Source organism: uncultured Chloroflexus sp. (assembly GCF_938091255.1).
Lineage (GTDB): Bacteria > Chloroflexota > Chloroflexia > Chloroflexales > Chloroflexaceae > Chloroflexus.
In genome coordinates, this window is record NZ_CALLJH010000019.1 from 52,900 (window position 1) to 66,492 (window position 13,593).

General features: G+C 57.5%; 12 protein-coding genes. 6 read left to right on the forward strand and 6 right to left on the reverse strand.

Annotated features, from left to right (window positions below):
• From Q1A00_RS07670 to carA, 4 genes are all read left to right on the forward strand, one after another.
• The gene (locus tag Q1A00_RS07670) at positions 1-612 is read left to right on the forward strand and encodes a riboflavin synthase (protein ID WP_298482998.1); all 612 of its coding nucleotides are present in this window, start codon (positions 1-3) and stop codon (positions 610-612) included.
• Positions 593-1,840, forward strand: a complete 1,248-nt coding sequence (locus Q1A00_RS07675; RefSeq protein WP_298406366.1) for a bifunctional 3,4-dihydroxy-2-butanone-4-phosphate synthase/GTP cyclohydrolase II — start codon at positions 593-595, stop codon at positions 1,838-1,840. The genes Q1A00_RS07670 and Q1A00_RS07675 overlap by 20 nt, the downstream gene beginning before the upstream one ends.
• A complete protein-coding gene (gene ribE / locus Q1A00_RS07680) occupies positions 1,824-2,336 on the forward strand; it encodes a 6,7-dimethyl-8-ribityllumazine synthase (RefSeq protein WP_299756080.1) in 513 nt (170 codons plus the stop codon). The genes Q1A00_RS07675 and ribE overlap by 17 nt, the downstream gene beginning before the upstream one ends.
• 347 nt (positions 2,337-2,683) lie before the next feature.
• Positions 2,684-3,811: a glutamine-hydrolyzing carbamoyl-phosphate synthase small subunit gene (gene carA, locus Q1A00_RS07685; RefSeq protein ID WP_298406370.1), complete on the forward strand. Its 1,128-nt coding sequence runs from the start codon at positions 2,684-2,686 to the stop codon at positions 3,809-3,811.
• 19 nt (positions 3,812-3,830) lie between these two features.
• Here the strand turns inward: carA and Q1A00_RS07690 are convergent, their stop codons facing one another.
• Genes Q1A00_RS07690 through Q1A00_RS07710 form a run of 5 tightly spaced genes read right to left on the reverse strand, consistent with a single transcriptional unit; the run spans position 3,831 to position 8,024 of the window.
• Positions 3,831-4,484 carry a DUF4230 domain-containing protein gene (locus tag Q1A00_RS07690; protein ID WP_298406372.1) on the reverse strand — a complete coding sequence of 218 codons (654 nt, stop codon included), beginning with the start codon at positions 4,482-4,484 and terminating at the stop codon, positions 3,831-3,833.
• A gap of 16 nt (positions 4,485-4,500) precedes the next feature.
• Entirely contained in the window at positions 4,501-5,160 is a 660-nt protein-coding gene (locus tag Q1A00_RS07695; protein WP_298406373.1) for a DUF4230 domain-containing protein, read from the reverse strand.
• Positions 5,161-5,174: 14 nt separating this feature from the next.
• Positions 5,175-6,284, reverse strand: a complete 1,110-nt coding sequence (menC, locus tag Q1A00_RS07700; protein WP_298482996.1) for an o-succinylbenzoate synthase — start codon at positions 6,282-6,284, stop codon at positions 5,175-5,177.
• Positions 6,284-6,997 carry an FKBP-type peptidyl-prolyl cis-trans isomerase gene (locus Q1A00_RS07705; RefSeq protein WP_298406375.1) on the reverse strand — a complete coding sequence of 238 codons (714 nt, stop codon included), beginning with the start codon at positions 6,995-6,997 and terminating at the stop codon, positions 6,284-6,286. Before Q1A00_RS07705 ends, menC begins: the two co-directional genes overlap by 1 nt.
• Before the next feature lie 46 nt (positions 6,998-7,043).
• A complete protein-coding gene (locus tag Q1A00_RS07710) occupies positions 7,044-8,024 on the reverse strand; it encodes a glutaminyl-peptide cyclotransferase (RefSeq protein WP_298406377.1) in 981 nt (326 codons plus the stop codon).
• A 322-nt stretch (positions 8,025-8,346) separates the two neighbouring features.
• Between Q1A00_RS07710 and Q1A00_RS07715 the strand changes: the two genes are divergently transcribed.
• Together Q1A00_RS07715 and Q1A00_RS07720 are read left to right on the forward strand one after the other, a co-directional pair.
• Positions 8,347-8,808: a CBS domain-containing protein gene (locus Q1A00_RS07715; protein WP_298406379.1), complete on the forward strand. Its 462-nt coding sequence runs from the start codon at positions 8,347-8,349 to the stop codon at positions 8,806-8,808.
• A gap of 570 nt (positions 8,809-9,378) precedes the next feature.
• Entirely contained in the window at positions 9,379-11,343 is a 1,965-nt protein-coding gene (locus Q1A00_RS07720; protein WP_299756087.1) for a PAS domain-containing protein, read from the forward strand.
• Between the two features lie 293 nt (positions 11,344-11,636).
• Here the strand turns inward: Q1A00_RS07720 and Q1A00_RS07725 are convergent.
• A partial coding sequence (locus Q1A00_RS07725) for a C39 family peptidase (RefSeq protein WP_299756090.1) occupies positions 11,637-13,593 on the reverse strand: 1,957 nt, incomplete at its 5' end.

The following is a 13,593-nucleotide window of genomic DNA, read 5'->3' on the forward strand; positions in this document are numbered from 1 at the left end:
ATGTTTACCGGCATTATCGAAGAGATAGGGATCGTCGAACGGTTAAGCCAAGCCGAAGGCGGCTGGTCGCTGACGGTACAAGCCGTTACAGTGCTAGAAGGCACTGCGTTAGGGCACAGCATTGCCGTGAATGGAGCGTGTCTCACTGTTACGGCCCTGACCGACGGTAGCTTTACGGTTGGTCTCTCGCCAGAGACACTGCGCCGAACGAACCTTGGCGAGGTGCAGCCCGGTGACGGGGTCAACCTTGAACGCTCGCTGGCGGTCAATGGTCGGATTGGCGGGCATTTTGTGCAGGGCCATGTGGATGGCACCGGTGTGATCCGCTCGTTCCGTCCAGAAGGCGATTCCCTCTGGGTGACGGTCGAGGCTGAGCCTGCATTGCTGCGCTATATCGTGCCGAAAGGCTACATCGCGGTTGATGGTACGAGTCTTACGGTGGTGGATGTTCTGCCTGATGCGTTCACATTTATGCTGGTCGCTTACACGCAACAGCATATTACCTTGCCGCGCAAGCCAGTTGGTAGTCGCGTCAATCTCGAAGTGGATGTGCTAGCCAAGTATGTGGAGAAATTCCTTGGGGAGGCGCCTTATGCCATTCGCGAGCGTTGAAACCGCTATCGCCGATGTTCGAGCCGGTAAGTTTGTGATCATTGTTGATGATGAAGACCGTGAGAACGAGGGTGATCTGGCGATTGCCGCCGAATTTGCCACACCACAGGCGATTAACTTTATGGCGCGAGAGGGGCGTGGCCTGATCTGCGTCGCGATGACCGGCGAGCGGCTCGATGAACTGCGGATTCCGCTGATGGTTCAGCCTTCCGAGAACACCACTCGCTTCGGTACCGCCTTCACCGTTTCGGTTGAAGCGCGGCGGGGAGTAACGACCGGCATCTCGGCGTTTGATCGCGCCACCACGATCCGTACTCTGATTGATCCGACTACCCGACCCGAAGACCTCGCTCGGCCCGGCCATGTCTTTCCCCTCCGCGCTGCTGCCGGCGGTGTGTTAGTGCGCCCCGGCCAAACTGAGGCTTCTCTTGATCTGGCGCGACTAGCCGGGCTTTACCCAGCAGCGGTGATTTGCGAAATCATGAACCCCGACGGCACGATGGCCCGTCTGCCCGACCTTGAAGTGTTTGCCGCTCATCACGGTCTCTCGATCTTGTCCATCGCCAGCCTGATCGCTCATCGCTACCGCACCGAAACAGTGGTGCGCCAAGTAGCCGAAACGAGTTTGCCGACCGAGTACGGCACGTTTCGCCTGATTGCGTTTGAGCATATCTTCACCGCCGAAACGCATCTCGCCTTGATCTTCGGCGCTGCTAATGGGCGTTCCCCGCTCGTGCGCCTGCATTCCGAATGCCTAACCGGTGATGCGCTCGGTTCGCAGCGTTGCGATTGCGGCGCGCAGTTGGCCGAAGCGCAACGGCAGATTGCCAAGGCAGGTTACGGAGCCATTCTCTATCTGCGCCAAGAAGGGCGCGGGATTGGCTTGCTCAACAAACTGCGCGCCTATGCGTTGCAAGATCACGGGTTTGATACGGTCGAAGCCAATCGCCAATTAGGTTTGCCGGTTGATGCGCGCGATTATGGTGTTGCAGCTCAAATGCTACGTTGTCTCGGTATGGAAGAGGTGCGCTTGCTGACGAATAATCCGGCTAAGATCGCCGGTCTCGAACGGTACGGTGTGGTTGTACGTGAACGGATTCCGCTGCACATCGCGCCAACCGACGCTAACCGGCGCTATTTGACGACGAAACGGGCGAAATTAGGGCATCTGCTCCCTGACTATGACGCTGAACGTGTGTTTGGAGGCAACAATGGGTATCACGTTTGAGGGCCATCTGGTTGGAACCGGCTTGCGATTCGGGATCGTGATCTCGCGCTTCAACGACACGATTGGGCGCGAGTTACTACGGGGCGCTATTGAGACGCTCACCCGGCACGGCGTCGCTCACGATGACATCGATATTGCGTGGGTGCCGGGAGCGTTTGAGTTGCCGCTCGTCGCGAAGCGGATGGCTAAGCGCAAGAGTGCGACCGACGATAGCCCGTATTACGATGCGATCATCTGTCTCGGTGTGGTTATTCGGGGCGCAACGAGCCATTTTGAGTATGTGGCGGGGCAGGCTGCCGGCGGGATAGCGGCCACGGCGTTGTCGACCGATGTGCCGATTGTGTTTGGTGTACTGACGACTGAAACCATTGAGCAGGCGATTGAACGGGCCGGAACGAAGGCTGGTAATCGCGGCGCTGATGCGGCGCTAGCCGCCATTGAGATGGCTAATGTGCTGCGGGAGATTGATCGGGTGGCGCTGGCGGTTGAGGGTTGAAACGTAGGGTAACGCCGGTAGCACCGGACGACTGTCCGGCCCCCCAAAGATGCAGAGGCGTGTAACGCAAAGACGCAAAGCGCGCGAAGGGCGCAAAGGTGGTTTTGGGGTGGCCCCCACCCCAACCCTTTCCCGCTGGGGGAGGGAGTTTCATACCTCTCTCGGAGGGGACTACTGGCGCGACGAAGACGTGCCAGCAGTCCCTATCCCTCCGCGCCCGTTGCGTTCTCTACAGTAAACGAAATGGCGTCCTTCCCTGCGGCCAACCCTTCCGCTTATGTTACAATACCGCCGATGATCAGGCAGGCAACGGCCAATGGCCCACGCCCCACCACGAGAACACGACAATGGATGCAGTGCTTGTCCTCGAAGATGGCCGTGTCTTCCCCGGTCGCTCGTTTGGCGCACCCGGCGAACGCATCGGCGAGGTGGTGTTTCACACCGGTATGACCGGGTATCAAGAGATTTTGACCGATCCTTCCTATTGCGGCCAGTTGGTGACGATGACTGCGCCGCATATTGGCAATACCGGCGTCAACGATTTTGACCCCGAATCGATCCAGCCCCAAGTGGCTGGTTTTATCGTCCGTAGCTACAGCGAGCATTACAGCTCGTGGCGCGCGCGCGGCAGTTTGGCCCAATTGCTGCGCGATTATGGTATCGTCGCGATTAGCGATGTGGATACGCGCGCGCTCACCCGCCATATCCGCACTGCCGGCGCGATGCGTGGGATTATTTCGACCACTGGTGAGTCGATTGAGTCGCTGCTAGCTAAGTGCCGCGCTGCGCCGCCGATGGAGGGGCAAGACCTGACGCAGGTGGTGACCTGCCCCGAACCGTACCATTGGGCGACGAATAGCGTGCCGTTTACGCCGCCCTACCCGAATGGTCCGGCCCAAGAGCTAACCTATCACGTGGTAGCGTATGATTTCGGCCTCAAGCGCACCATCTTGCGCCGGTTGGTCGATCATGGTTGCCGGGTGACAGTGGTGCCGGCAACCACTTCACCCGCTGATGTGCTGGCACTCCAACCCGACGGTATCTTCTTCTCGAATGGGCCGGGCGATCCGGCGGCGGCGAATTACGCGGTGGCCAACTTGCGCGCTTTGCTGGGCAAGCGACCCATCTTTGGCATCTGTCTCGGCCACCAACTGATGGGGTTAGCATTGGGAGGGCGGACGTACAAGCTACCGTTCGGCCATCACGGCGCGAACCATCCGGTGCGCTATTTGCCGACTGGGAGGGTCGAAATTACTTCGCAGAACCACGGCTTTGCCGTCGATCCCGATTCGTTGCCGGCAGGGGTTGAGCTGACCCATATCAATCTGAATGACCAGACACTAGAGGGGTTTAGCTATCCTGCACTGCACTGCTTTAGTGTGCAGTATCATCCCGAAGCCGGGCCGGGGCCGCACGATGCGACCTATCTGTTCGGTCAGTTTACGGCAATGATGGAGGCATGGCGGCAGGCATAGCCAACGCTAGGCTTGTCGTTTAGGGTGTGCTGTACCCGCGCACGATCACGCGCACCTCAGCAATGCCGAGGTTATTGAGCAACTGGGTGTAGTAGGCTTCAGCGTCGCGGGCGGTTTGCGAGAGAATGCCGGCTTCGATCGCAGCTTGCACAAGCGCAGCTTTGGCTTCGGTATCAACCGATTGGAAAAAACTTTCGAGGCTGGTTTGCGGGCAGATAAAGCCGGGGCAGAAGTCGGTGTTTTCGATGATCCGGCTGTTAGCGAGATCGAGTGATACCTGATCGGTAAAGACTTGCGGCGGCGGGAGCGTAATCTGCGCCCGCCGGCCATCACTGCTCACCCAGATGTCTTCGGGCCGTAGTTGGCTGAGGTCGATTCCCGCCGGCACCCGCCCGCGAATCAACACCAGAAACTCTTGCCGTACCCCCAGATTGCGCAGAAACGATGCCCATCCTGCCGGCGCGTCGAGATGGCGCACTTCTACCCCGGCGTAATGTTCGATGAAGATTTGCTTGTTGACCCGCCGTACCGCCTCGATAATCTGCGGGCCAACGGTGGTTGTGACTGAAGTGGGTGGCGCTGAGGCATGCTGAAACGCTTGCCCGACGCTCCAGACCAAAAACAACACCGCCGCAATGGCCAACCCGTTCCAAACCAGCTTCAGCGTGCGCACACTCGCCTCCGGGAACTTACGACGACAGCGGTTCGATTACCACCCGGCTAAACCCCAGCTCATCGATGAGCCACCGTTCGAGGCGACGATAGCTAACTTCGCTCGCGATGCTCATCAACTCAGGATCATTCGCCACGCGCTGGCGAATCTCGGCTCGCGCCTGCGCGAGGGCCTGATTCTGGGCTGCCGTGATCTGCGTTCCGATCCAGCGCCGCGACTCACCGATCACCTCAATCTCGATCGGGTTGGGTTCGCCATCGATGGCCGCGCGCGGCAAACGGATCGTCAGCGTATTGCCATCGCGCTGGATCTGCGCCCGGCTCAGATCAACCGTCAACCGCACCTCAGCCGTCACCTTCAGCGTAATTTCATCGCGACCAAAGAAACTCTGGGCGCCGCTCACCGTGGTTACAGTTGTAACCGGAAACTTGATCGACAAGCCGATCGCCGGATCGATCCGGCGTAGATCAGGGAGGGGGATGAGGGTTGGCGCTGCCGGTGGCGCGGTGGGAGGTAACGGTGTGAAGGTTGGAGGTGTGGTAGGCCACGGCTCAGGAGTGAGCGGCGTGACCGCCGGCGTTGGCTGGTTCCAGCCGCTGTTGATGAACAGCAGCAAGCCTGCAAGGGCTACGGCAATCACGCTGCTGATAATCCAATTGACCGTTCGTTGCTTCATTGCCGGCTCAACCACTAGGCCTTTAACATCACATAATCCACCGTCACTGCTTGCAACCGTTCCAGATCAACTTCGGCGCCGCTCCCCGGCCCGGTGGGCACTGTCAACGTACTGTCAGGGTTCAGCGTGAACGGGTTCGTGACAATATCTTGGTGGAAGTAGCGGTCGTTGGCGCTGATGTCGCCGGGCAAGCTAAAGTTGGGCAGACTGGCCAGCCCAACGTTGGCGGCGCGGCCAATACCGGTTTCGAGCATGCCGCCGCACCAGACCGGAATGCCAGCAGCTTGGGCCATATCGTGAATCTGGCGAGCAGCGGTGAAGCCACCGACTCGCGACGGCTTAATGTTGATCACGCCGCAAGCGCGCAGCTCAATCGCCCAGCGCGCATGATCGGGCGAGACGATGCTCTCGTCCAAGCAAATTGGCGTGCGCAATTGACGCTGCAACTTGGCGTGATCGATAATGTCGTCGTGGGCTAATGGCTGTTCGATCAACAGCAGCTCGAACTCATCGAGCTGCGCCAGTTGCGGCGCTTGGTCAAGCGTGTAGATGCTATTAGCATCAACCTGCAAGCGCAGATCGGGCCAGCGCTCGCGCACCGCTCGGGTCGGCTCTACGTCCCAACCCGGCTTGATCTTGAGTTTCACCCGCTGGTAGCCGGCGCTGACATAGCCCTCAACCACCTCAAGCAAGGCTTCGATTGAGGGTTGGACGCCAACGCTAACGCCGACTTCAACCCGTTGCCGGGTACCTCCAAGCATCGTACTCAGGCTCTCGCTGCGTGCGCGGCCAAACAGATCCCACGCTGCGAATTCGAGGCCAGCCCGCGCCATGCGGTTGCCGCGCACACGGGCAAAGGTCGCGTCCACCTCTTCGGGTCGGCTCAGATCGCGCCCTAGCAGCATCGGGGCCAGAATCTCGCGCATCATCACCCACGCCGTGGCCTGCGTCTCTTCGTTGTACCACGGCCCGGCACCGACCGGCGCTTCGCCCCAGCCGATTGCACCCTCGCTGTGCAAAGTCACGATCACCGAGTGATTGGCCTCTTCCCGCCAGCCGCTCGTCTCAAACGGCGACCGGTACGGCAGCCTGATCCGCCGTAACTCGATGGCTTCGATCCGCATCAATGCACCTCCAACAACTCCACTTCGAAGATCAGGGTGGCTCCGGGCGGAATAACACCACCCGCGCCGCGGCTGCCGTAAGCCAAGGCCGCCGGAATCACCAATTGCCGCTTCCCGCCCTCGCGCATCCCGGCCACACCTTCATCCCAACCGCGGATCACTCGTCCCGCTCCGAGTGGAAACTCAAACGGCTCACCGCGGCTGAGCGAACTGTCAAACATACTGCCGTCAGTCAGCCAACCGGTATAATGCACCGTCACCGTGCGGCCAGCGGTCGCCGTCGCGCCATTGCCGACCGTCAAATCGGCGAACTTCAGGCCGCTCGCACTCGTAGTATAGTGATCGGCAGGCACATTTTGCGGCGCATCCGGCGGGCCGGGCATAATCTCAACCAGCTCAACATCGAACGTGAGGGTTGCATTTGGTGGAATCACTGGCGGGTATCCCATCGCGCCATAGCCGAGATGGGGCGGAATAATCAGCCGCGCCTTGCCGCCTACCCGCATTAGCCCGATCCCTTCATCCCAACCGGGAATGACTATCCCGACGCCGAGCGGAAAGCGGATCGGCTCTCCCCGCTCGTAAGAACTATCGAACACCGAACCATCGGCGAGCATTCCGCGGTAATGCACCGCCACGACCGAACCGGGCTGTGGCTGCTCGCCGTGACCGGCCTGAACTTCGATATACTGGAGGCCGCTAGGGGTAGTCATTGTACACTCCTGTCTGTTGAGGCCCATGCGGGCAAAAAATAAGGCGCTACTGACCATCCGGGCCGGAGATCAGCGGCAGGTAAAGATTCTGATCGAGCACGATGGCGAACAAGCGCGGCCAATATTTTCCGGTGATGAAGATGTGGTTACTGATTGGATCGTAAGCGATGCCGTTTAACACATCAGCCGCAGCGCGCTCCGACGGCGAGAGCAAGCCGCTCATATCAAGCACGCCGATCACGTGGCCGTCAGCCGGATCGATCAGCACGATCTGATCGCTGTACCAGACGTTAGCAAAGATCAAACCGTTAATGTACTCTAGTTCATTCAGGCGGTCACGCGGCTGACCGTCGATCGTGACTGTTACCGTGCGTACAACGGCCAACTGGCCACTAGCGACGGTTGCTTCCGGATCGATGAAATACAGCGTGGCGGTGCCATCGCTCATAATCAGATGGGTACCGTCGTAAGTTAACCCCCACCCCTCGCGTGGCATCGTCATCGGCGGTGTAGGGTAGGTAAAGGTACCAACTCGCTCGAATGTGGCAGTATCGTAGATCAAACCGAGGCCATTCTGCCACGTCAACTGAAAAATCTGATTATCGATGTGAGCAATTCCCTCGCCGTACAAGGTTGGATCGCCGAGATTGATACTGCGGATAACTTGACCGGTTGCTATCTCAACTTCGCGGAGCGAGGAATTGGCGTAATCGCCAGTGCCTTCGTACAAACGACCCGGCCCGGCCACGATCAAGCCTTGCGTCCATGCGCGCGGATCGTGCGGATAATCGGCGATTACGCGGTAGGGCAACAAGGGCAGCGACTGCGCCGGAGCGGGTTCAGAAGCTCCTACAAGCGGAATTGACACCGTTGCCGGGGTTGGCGTAGCGGTTTGGGCCGGCGCCATTGCTAGCGGGATTGACACCACCGCGCCGGTGGGGGTTGGCGATGGCGGGCTAGCGGGTGAGCTTACGCAAGCCGCTAACAACAACAATCCTGCCAACCAGAATACCCAGCGGAACCACATATAGGCACCTCACATTGAACCGGCAGAGGTATTGTACCACCTTTAACCAGATGCGCTGAACGGCGAATCGCTATTGTTTTAGCGTGCGGCAGACCAACTGCCGTCCTTGCTCTTGAGCATCTGAGTGAACGGCGGGTCAGTGGTCCGCGCTCCCTCATCGGGGAGGAGTAAAAAGTCCTCTCCGCATCAGTATCACGAGCAATCTCACGATCCGGTTGTCGCATGATTACCGCAATACAGCAACTTTTCATTATGAGCGTGCGCAATATCTGCTACAATGCAAACAGGATTCACCTGACTCATCAGCGCAAGGAGGCGCACCATGACGAACAAACCAAAGGCTGTTCCAGCCGAGCAAGAGATTCGCTACTGGATGCGCACCCCGGCCATCACCATTAATCTTGCCGCGCCGCTGAGCGAGGCGCTGGCATTGATGCGCGAGCACGACATCCGGCGCTTGCCGGTGGTGGTCGATACCGGCGAACTACGCGGTATCATTACACAGGGCGATATTCGTGGCGCCGATGTCATGCGAGTCGCTGGGCTTGATCCGGTTGATATTGCACAGGCGCTGCGTAACGTGAAAGTGTACGAGGTTATGACTGAGAATCCGATCTCGGTGACGCCTGAGACCGGTTTGCGTGAAGCGGCGTTGTTAATGATTGAGAACAAGATCGGTGGCTTGCCGGTGGTTGACGATCAAAACCGGGTTATCGGCATTATCACCGAGAGCGATCTGTTCGAGGCGCTGGTGCAACAGCTCGAAACGCATCCCCGGTTTTAGGAGCGTGGTGAATTCCCCCACTCCAAACCCCTCCTCCTTTGGGGGAGGGGTTACGTGCGTGCTAGAGGCGCGAGCGTTTCGCCTGCAACCGCCAGTTGTGCTCAGGCAGGGTTTCAGTCCGCCGGTCGGTGAAAGAGCGCATACTGGGGAGACAGAGCGGTAGGGTCGGTGGCGAGCGAGGTGTTAGGGACAGGGATATAGCAGTGCTAGGTCGCTACGGCTTTCCCTCTGCGGGAAGGGGTATATCCCGCTCTCGCAGAGGTGGAGGGGTGAAGAGTGAATGCCAATGCGAGAGTATCTTTATTCTTGAGCGAAGTTTAATCGTATCATAATAAAAACTTATGAAAACGTTAACACGTTTTGGCTAGTATGATTTTGCTGTGTACAATATGTTTGGTAAACTATCACTACTACCGTTAGGTTTCTAGCTACATTGCCGCCTCTCAACGCCGCTAGGTAGCCATCTGCAGCGATTGTGTCGATGTATAAACCCTCTCGCTAAAGCATGTAGGTTTACTCAATCATTTGTTTCGTTTTTGACGAGCGCCCCATACCAATTGGAGCTGAACCATGGAATTCTCCCCCCTCGAACTCACCGACGCTGCTCAAATACAACGGCTGCTGACTGCTGTTAACAGCGCGTCATTACTGATCACGGAAGGCGATGCGCGTGGGGTGATCACATTTGCAAATGCTGCTGCGCAATATTACTTCGGTTACACGCCAACCGAATGCATTGGCAAGACTATCCAAGAGTTGACTCACCCTGACGATCGGGAGCGGTTGCGACAGCAGGTTGCAGAATGGGTTCAGCTTGGTTTGCAGACAGCGATCAGCGAGAATCGGATTATTCACCGCAACGGTACAGTCTTCTCCTTTCTCTGGTCGGTGACGATTCACTACGACGATCAGCGGCAGGTGACCGGCTTTACCTCGATTGGCCTCGACATCTCGCAACAAGAACGATTAGCGCAAGAATTGGCTGCAAGTCGCGAGATGTTGCACCTCGTGATCGATAGTTTACCGATCGGTGTGTTTTGGAAAGACCGCGAGTCGCGCTTTCTAGGGTGCAATCGACGCGCACTGGAAGATGCCGGTCTTGCTCATTTTACGGATATGATTGGCAAGACCGATGCCGAGTTGCCGTGGCGTGCGAAGGCGAAACTCTACCAGTACAGTGACCGCGTGGTAATGGCAACCGGCCCAAAGTTGAATATTGAAGAGACCTTTACTCGTGGTGATGGATCGACGATCCGCATTCGCACCTCTAAACTACCGTTGCGGCGCAAGGGTGAGGTGATTGGCGTCCTTGGCTTTTATGAAGACATTACTACCCTTCACCAACAGGAAACAGGTCTGCGTACCTTCCGGTTGCTGGTTGACCATGCCCCCGATGGGATAGGGATCGTCGATGCGGATTTGCAGATTTCCTACGCGAACTCGGTGTTTACGGCCATGATAGGCAGCGAGTCGCTCATTCATGCAAACTGGGCTGACCTTGTTCACCCTGACGACCGCGATCAGTTGCCTTCGATTGTTAAACAAGCCAACCAAACCGGCCATGCGCAGGCAATGTTACGCTATCCGCGCCGCGATGGCGCGCTTATCACTGCCCATCTGACAGTCGTAGCCTTGCGTGACCGTGACGAGGTATTGATTGGGTATGCGATTATCAATCACGATGTGACTGAACAGTTACGGGCAGAAGAACGGCTGCGGGCAAGTGAACAACAACAGCGCGCTATTTTGCAGGCGTTGCCCGATTTGTTCTTCTTGCTCAATGGGGATGGCGTCTTTCTGCAATACAAAGCCGATAGCGACGATCAGCTCGCGCTACCGCCTGAGTTCTTCTTAGGCCGGCACGTGGCTGATGTCCTGCCACCGGAGTTAGCTGAGTTGACGCTCTCGCATATCACTGCGCTACAGCAAACCGGTCAGCCGCAGCGTTACGAATACCAGATGGTGATCGAGGGTGACCTCCGCGATTACGAAGCACGGATGACGGCGAGCGGCGACAATGTGCTGGTGATCGTGCGCGACATCACTGAACAACGACGCGCCGAACGTGAACGGCAAACGTTAGCGTTGCAAGAGCAGGTCATTGAAGCCCAGCAAGCGATCTTGCGTGAATTGAGCACGCCGCTACTGCCGATTGCCGATCGAGTGGTGGCGTTGCCGCTGATTGGCGCAATTGACAGCGCTCGTGCCCAACAAATGATTGAGACGTTGCTCGATGGGGTGAGCCGTTATCGGGCGACAGTTGCCATTATCGATATTACCGGTGTCAAAGTTGTCGATACGCAAGTTGCCGGTACCATCATTCGGGCGGCTCAGGCGGTTGGTTTGTTGGGGGCGCAGGTGGTGTTGACAGGGATCAATCCCGAAGTTGCCCAAACGTTGGTTACTATCGGTGCTGATCTGTCGAAGATTGTAACGAAAGCCACCTTGCAAGAGGGTGTAACGTTCGTTCTGGCAGGTCAGCGCAGTGGGCAAGCGACGAACGGCAAGAGGTTTGCGGGCAAACACTTTGTGTAACGATGTGCTGGTATTTCCTGTCCCTCTTGCGGGCGGAAGCCGCAATTTCCTTTGACGATAGGGATAGGCGGGCTATACTGTCGCAACCTATCGTGATCGCTTGAGTACAGCGACAGATCGGCAAGTGGGCGCCGCCAGCGTCGCTCATCGTAATTATTGTACGCTTTGTTATCCTCAATTGTCCTGATACGTCGGACACGCCCAACCCGATCGTGGCATTCGGGTGCGGTATCAGGAGAGCCGTTGCCCTGCAACGGCTCTCCCTAGCGAGGTGATCGGCGATGTCTACGCGGTCAGCGCATCGTGATCGGGATGAAGGTGGTGAAGACGTTCAGGTTTCTGACTTGCGGTAAGCCGGTTGAAATGACCGCTGAAGTATTCCCTGCCGTATCACGGAACCGAACATAGTAGGTTTGGGCGAGCGGTACAGTGACGTACCGGCTAAATGGCTGCCAGACGGTGCTTTGTTCGGTATTTGTCCAGACCTGCATCTCGCTCACGGTACCAGCAGCGCTTTGGGCGGATAGTTCAAGCACCATCTGGCTACTGGTGTTCCGATACATAACGACGGCCCCGTTGATGGTTTCACCACTGAGGAGCGGTGGACTCTCAAGTGGCTCAATGGTCTCGCTCTCAAGATTGACTGATTGGCTTGCGAGCGATTCGGTCGTCTCGTCTGCAACGCTTGCCGGTAACGGCGCCGGGGTTCCGGTGTAGATGCGCATACTGCTGGGCTGATAGCCACCGTAATTTCTCCAATAGCTTAGTACATTGGAAAGAGTGGTTTGCGCGCCATTGCGTACACCCGGATCGTGGACGGTGTAATTGGCTGGATCAGTGCCACTCCCGCCAATCACCACGATGAAGTGCATATCACCCGTGCTCTTTGTCAATTCAAGGATAACCGGGCCTTTCTTCAGCTCAGCCTGCAAATTGGCATAGCTAAAGGATGACCACCTCACCCAGCTCATCTTACCTCTCGTACAACTAGCTGCTACGCTCCAATATAATGGGCAAGCGTAGTTGCCTAAGCAAGTATTCATCGTGCTGGGCGTTAGGTCAGCTCCGTAGAAACGGGCGATCATCGTTGCTGATGTGAGCGCACACCCAGCAGGGCCAATCTTGAGATTGCAGGTTCGCATCGTCTGCCCACTCCACCTTGGATCGAGCTGTGAGTAGTACGGTACTCGCCAGACATTAGGTGGTGGAGGAGGGGTTGGTGGCTGCGGTACCGGTGCGGCGATGGCATAGTAAAGCGTTCGTGGGCCGGCGATGCCACTAGTTACCGCGCCATCGTTTGCTTGCACTTGCCACGTATACACCCCCTTACTAGGTAGTTGTACTGTCCAACTCGTGCTATTGATCCAGTCGGATTCTGCTCGCCACGAATTGTCGGATTTGGTAATCATGAAGCGGAATTTGCGCGTCGGGTTTGGCCAGTTATCGGGATCGCCGCCGTCGGTCACTTGTAGCGTAACATTCGCCGTGTTAACGGTTGCATTGGCAGCCGGGTTGATTAAGTTGGGCGGGTTGGGCGGGATGTTACGCCGGTAATGGAGCGTGCGCGGACCGGCGGGACTCGACGAATCAGCCGCATCGCTAGCATAGGCCCACCACTGATACGTTCCTTCACTTGGCAATTCGACCGTCCAATTCGCGATCTCGTTATTCCAGCCCCACGGCGTCTCAACTCTCCACGAGTTATCATCTTTAGCGATGACAATGCGGAATTCGCGGGTTGGGCGCGGCCCATTGTCTGGGTCGCCGCCGTCGGAAACGCGCAAGGTTACACTAGCAGTGCGAACGGTTTCGTTGTTAGCCGGGCTAAGGAGGATGGGCGGGTTAGGCGGGATGTTCCCGCTTCCAAGTGCCCCCTCGTTGGTAATCCGTCCATACCCTCCAATCACATTGCCGCTGCTGTCATAGCGAGTGCATTGGCGGTACCCGTCGCGGATTCGGGTCATACAGCCGTTGTAATCGCCGGGCAGCTCGCTGACCGTCCAGCCACCGAGGTCAATGCCGTTGATAGGTACCGGCGTTGTTCCCCGCGTAATCCAGAAGTGAACATGTGCCCCAAATGAAGCACCTCCTAGGCAATTGGCAGTATTGCCGATCATGCCGATGTAAGTGTATCGAGCAACCGCGCTTCCATTCGCAACAGCAATCCCAGAGAGATGGTAATAGTTGGTGCTAAAGCCGCCGTGATCAATTCGGACGTAATCAGACTGTTGGCCGCACGGCAAGTAGGCA

Bases quoted from the DNA above. Each gene is read 5' to 3' on its own strand.
- Q1A00_RS07670 (WP_298482998.1), top strand. From the start codon at position 1: ATGTTTACCGGCATTATCGAAGAGATAGGGATCGTCGAACGGTTAAGC.
- Q1A00_RS07675 (WP_298406366.1), top strand. From the start codon at position 593: ATGCCATTCGCGAGCGTTGAAACCGCTATCGCCGATGTTCGAGCCGGT.
- ribE (WP_299756080.1), top strand. From the start codon at position 1,824: ATGGGTATCACGTTTGAGGGCCATCTGGTTGGAACCGGCTTGCGATTC.
- carA (WP_298406370.1), top strand. From the start codon at position 2,684: ATGGATGCAGTGCTTGTCCTCGAAGATGGCCGTGTCTTCCCCGGTCGC.
- Q1A00_RS07695 (WP_298406373.1), bottom strand. From the start codon at position 5,160: ATGAAGCAACGAACGGTCAATTGGATTATCAGCAGCGTGATTGCCGTA.
- menC (WP_298482996.1), bottom strand. From the start codon at position 6,284: ATGCGGATCGAAGCCATCGAGTTACGGCGGATCAGGCTGCCGTACCGG.
- Q1A00_RS07705 (WP_298406375.1), bottom strand. From the start codon at position 6,997: ATGACTACCCCTAGCGGCCTCCAGTATATCGAAGTTCAGGCCGGTCAC.
- Q1A00_RS07710 (WP_298406377.1), bottom strand. From the start codon at position 8,024: ATGTGGTTCCGCTGGGTATTCTGGTTGGCAGGATTGTTGTTGTTAGCG.
- Q1A00_RS07715 (WP_298406379.1), top strand. From the start codon at position 8,347: ATGACGAACAAACCAAAGGCTGTTCCAGCCGAGCAAGAGATTCGCTAC.
- Q1A00_RS07720 (WP_299756087.1), top strand. From the start codon at position 9,379: ATGGAATTCTCCCCCCTCGAACTCACCGACGCTGCTCAAATACAACGG.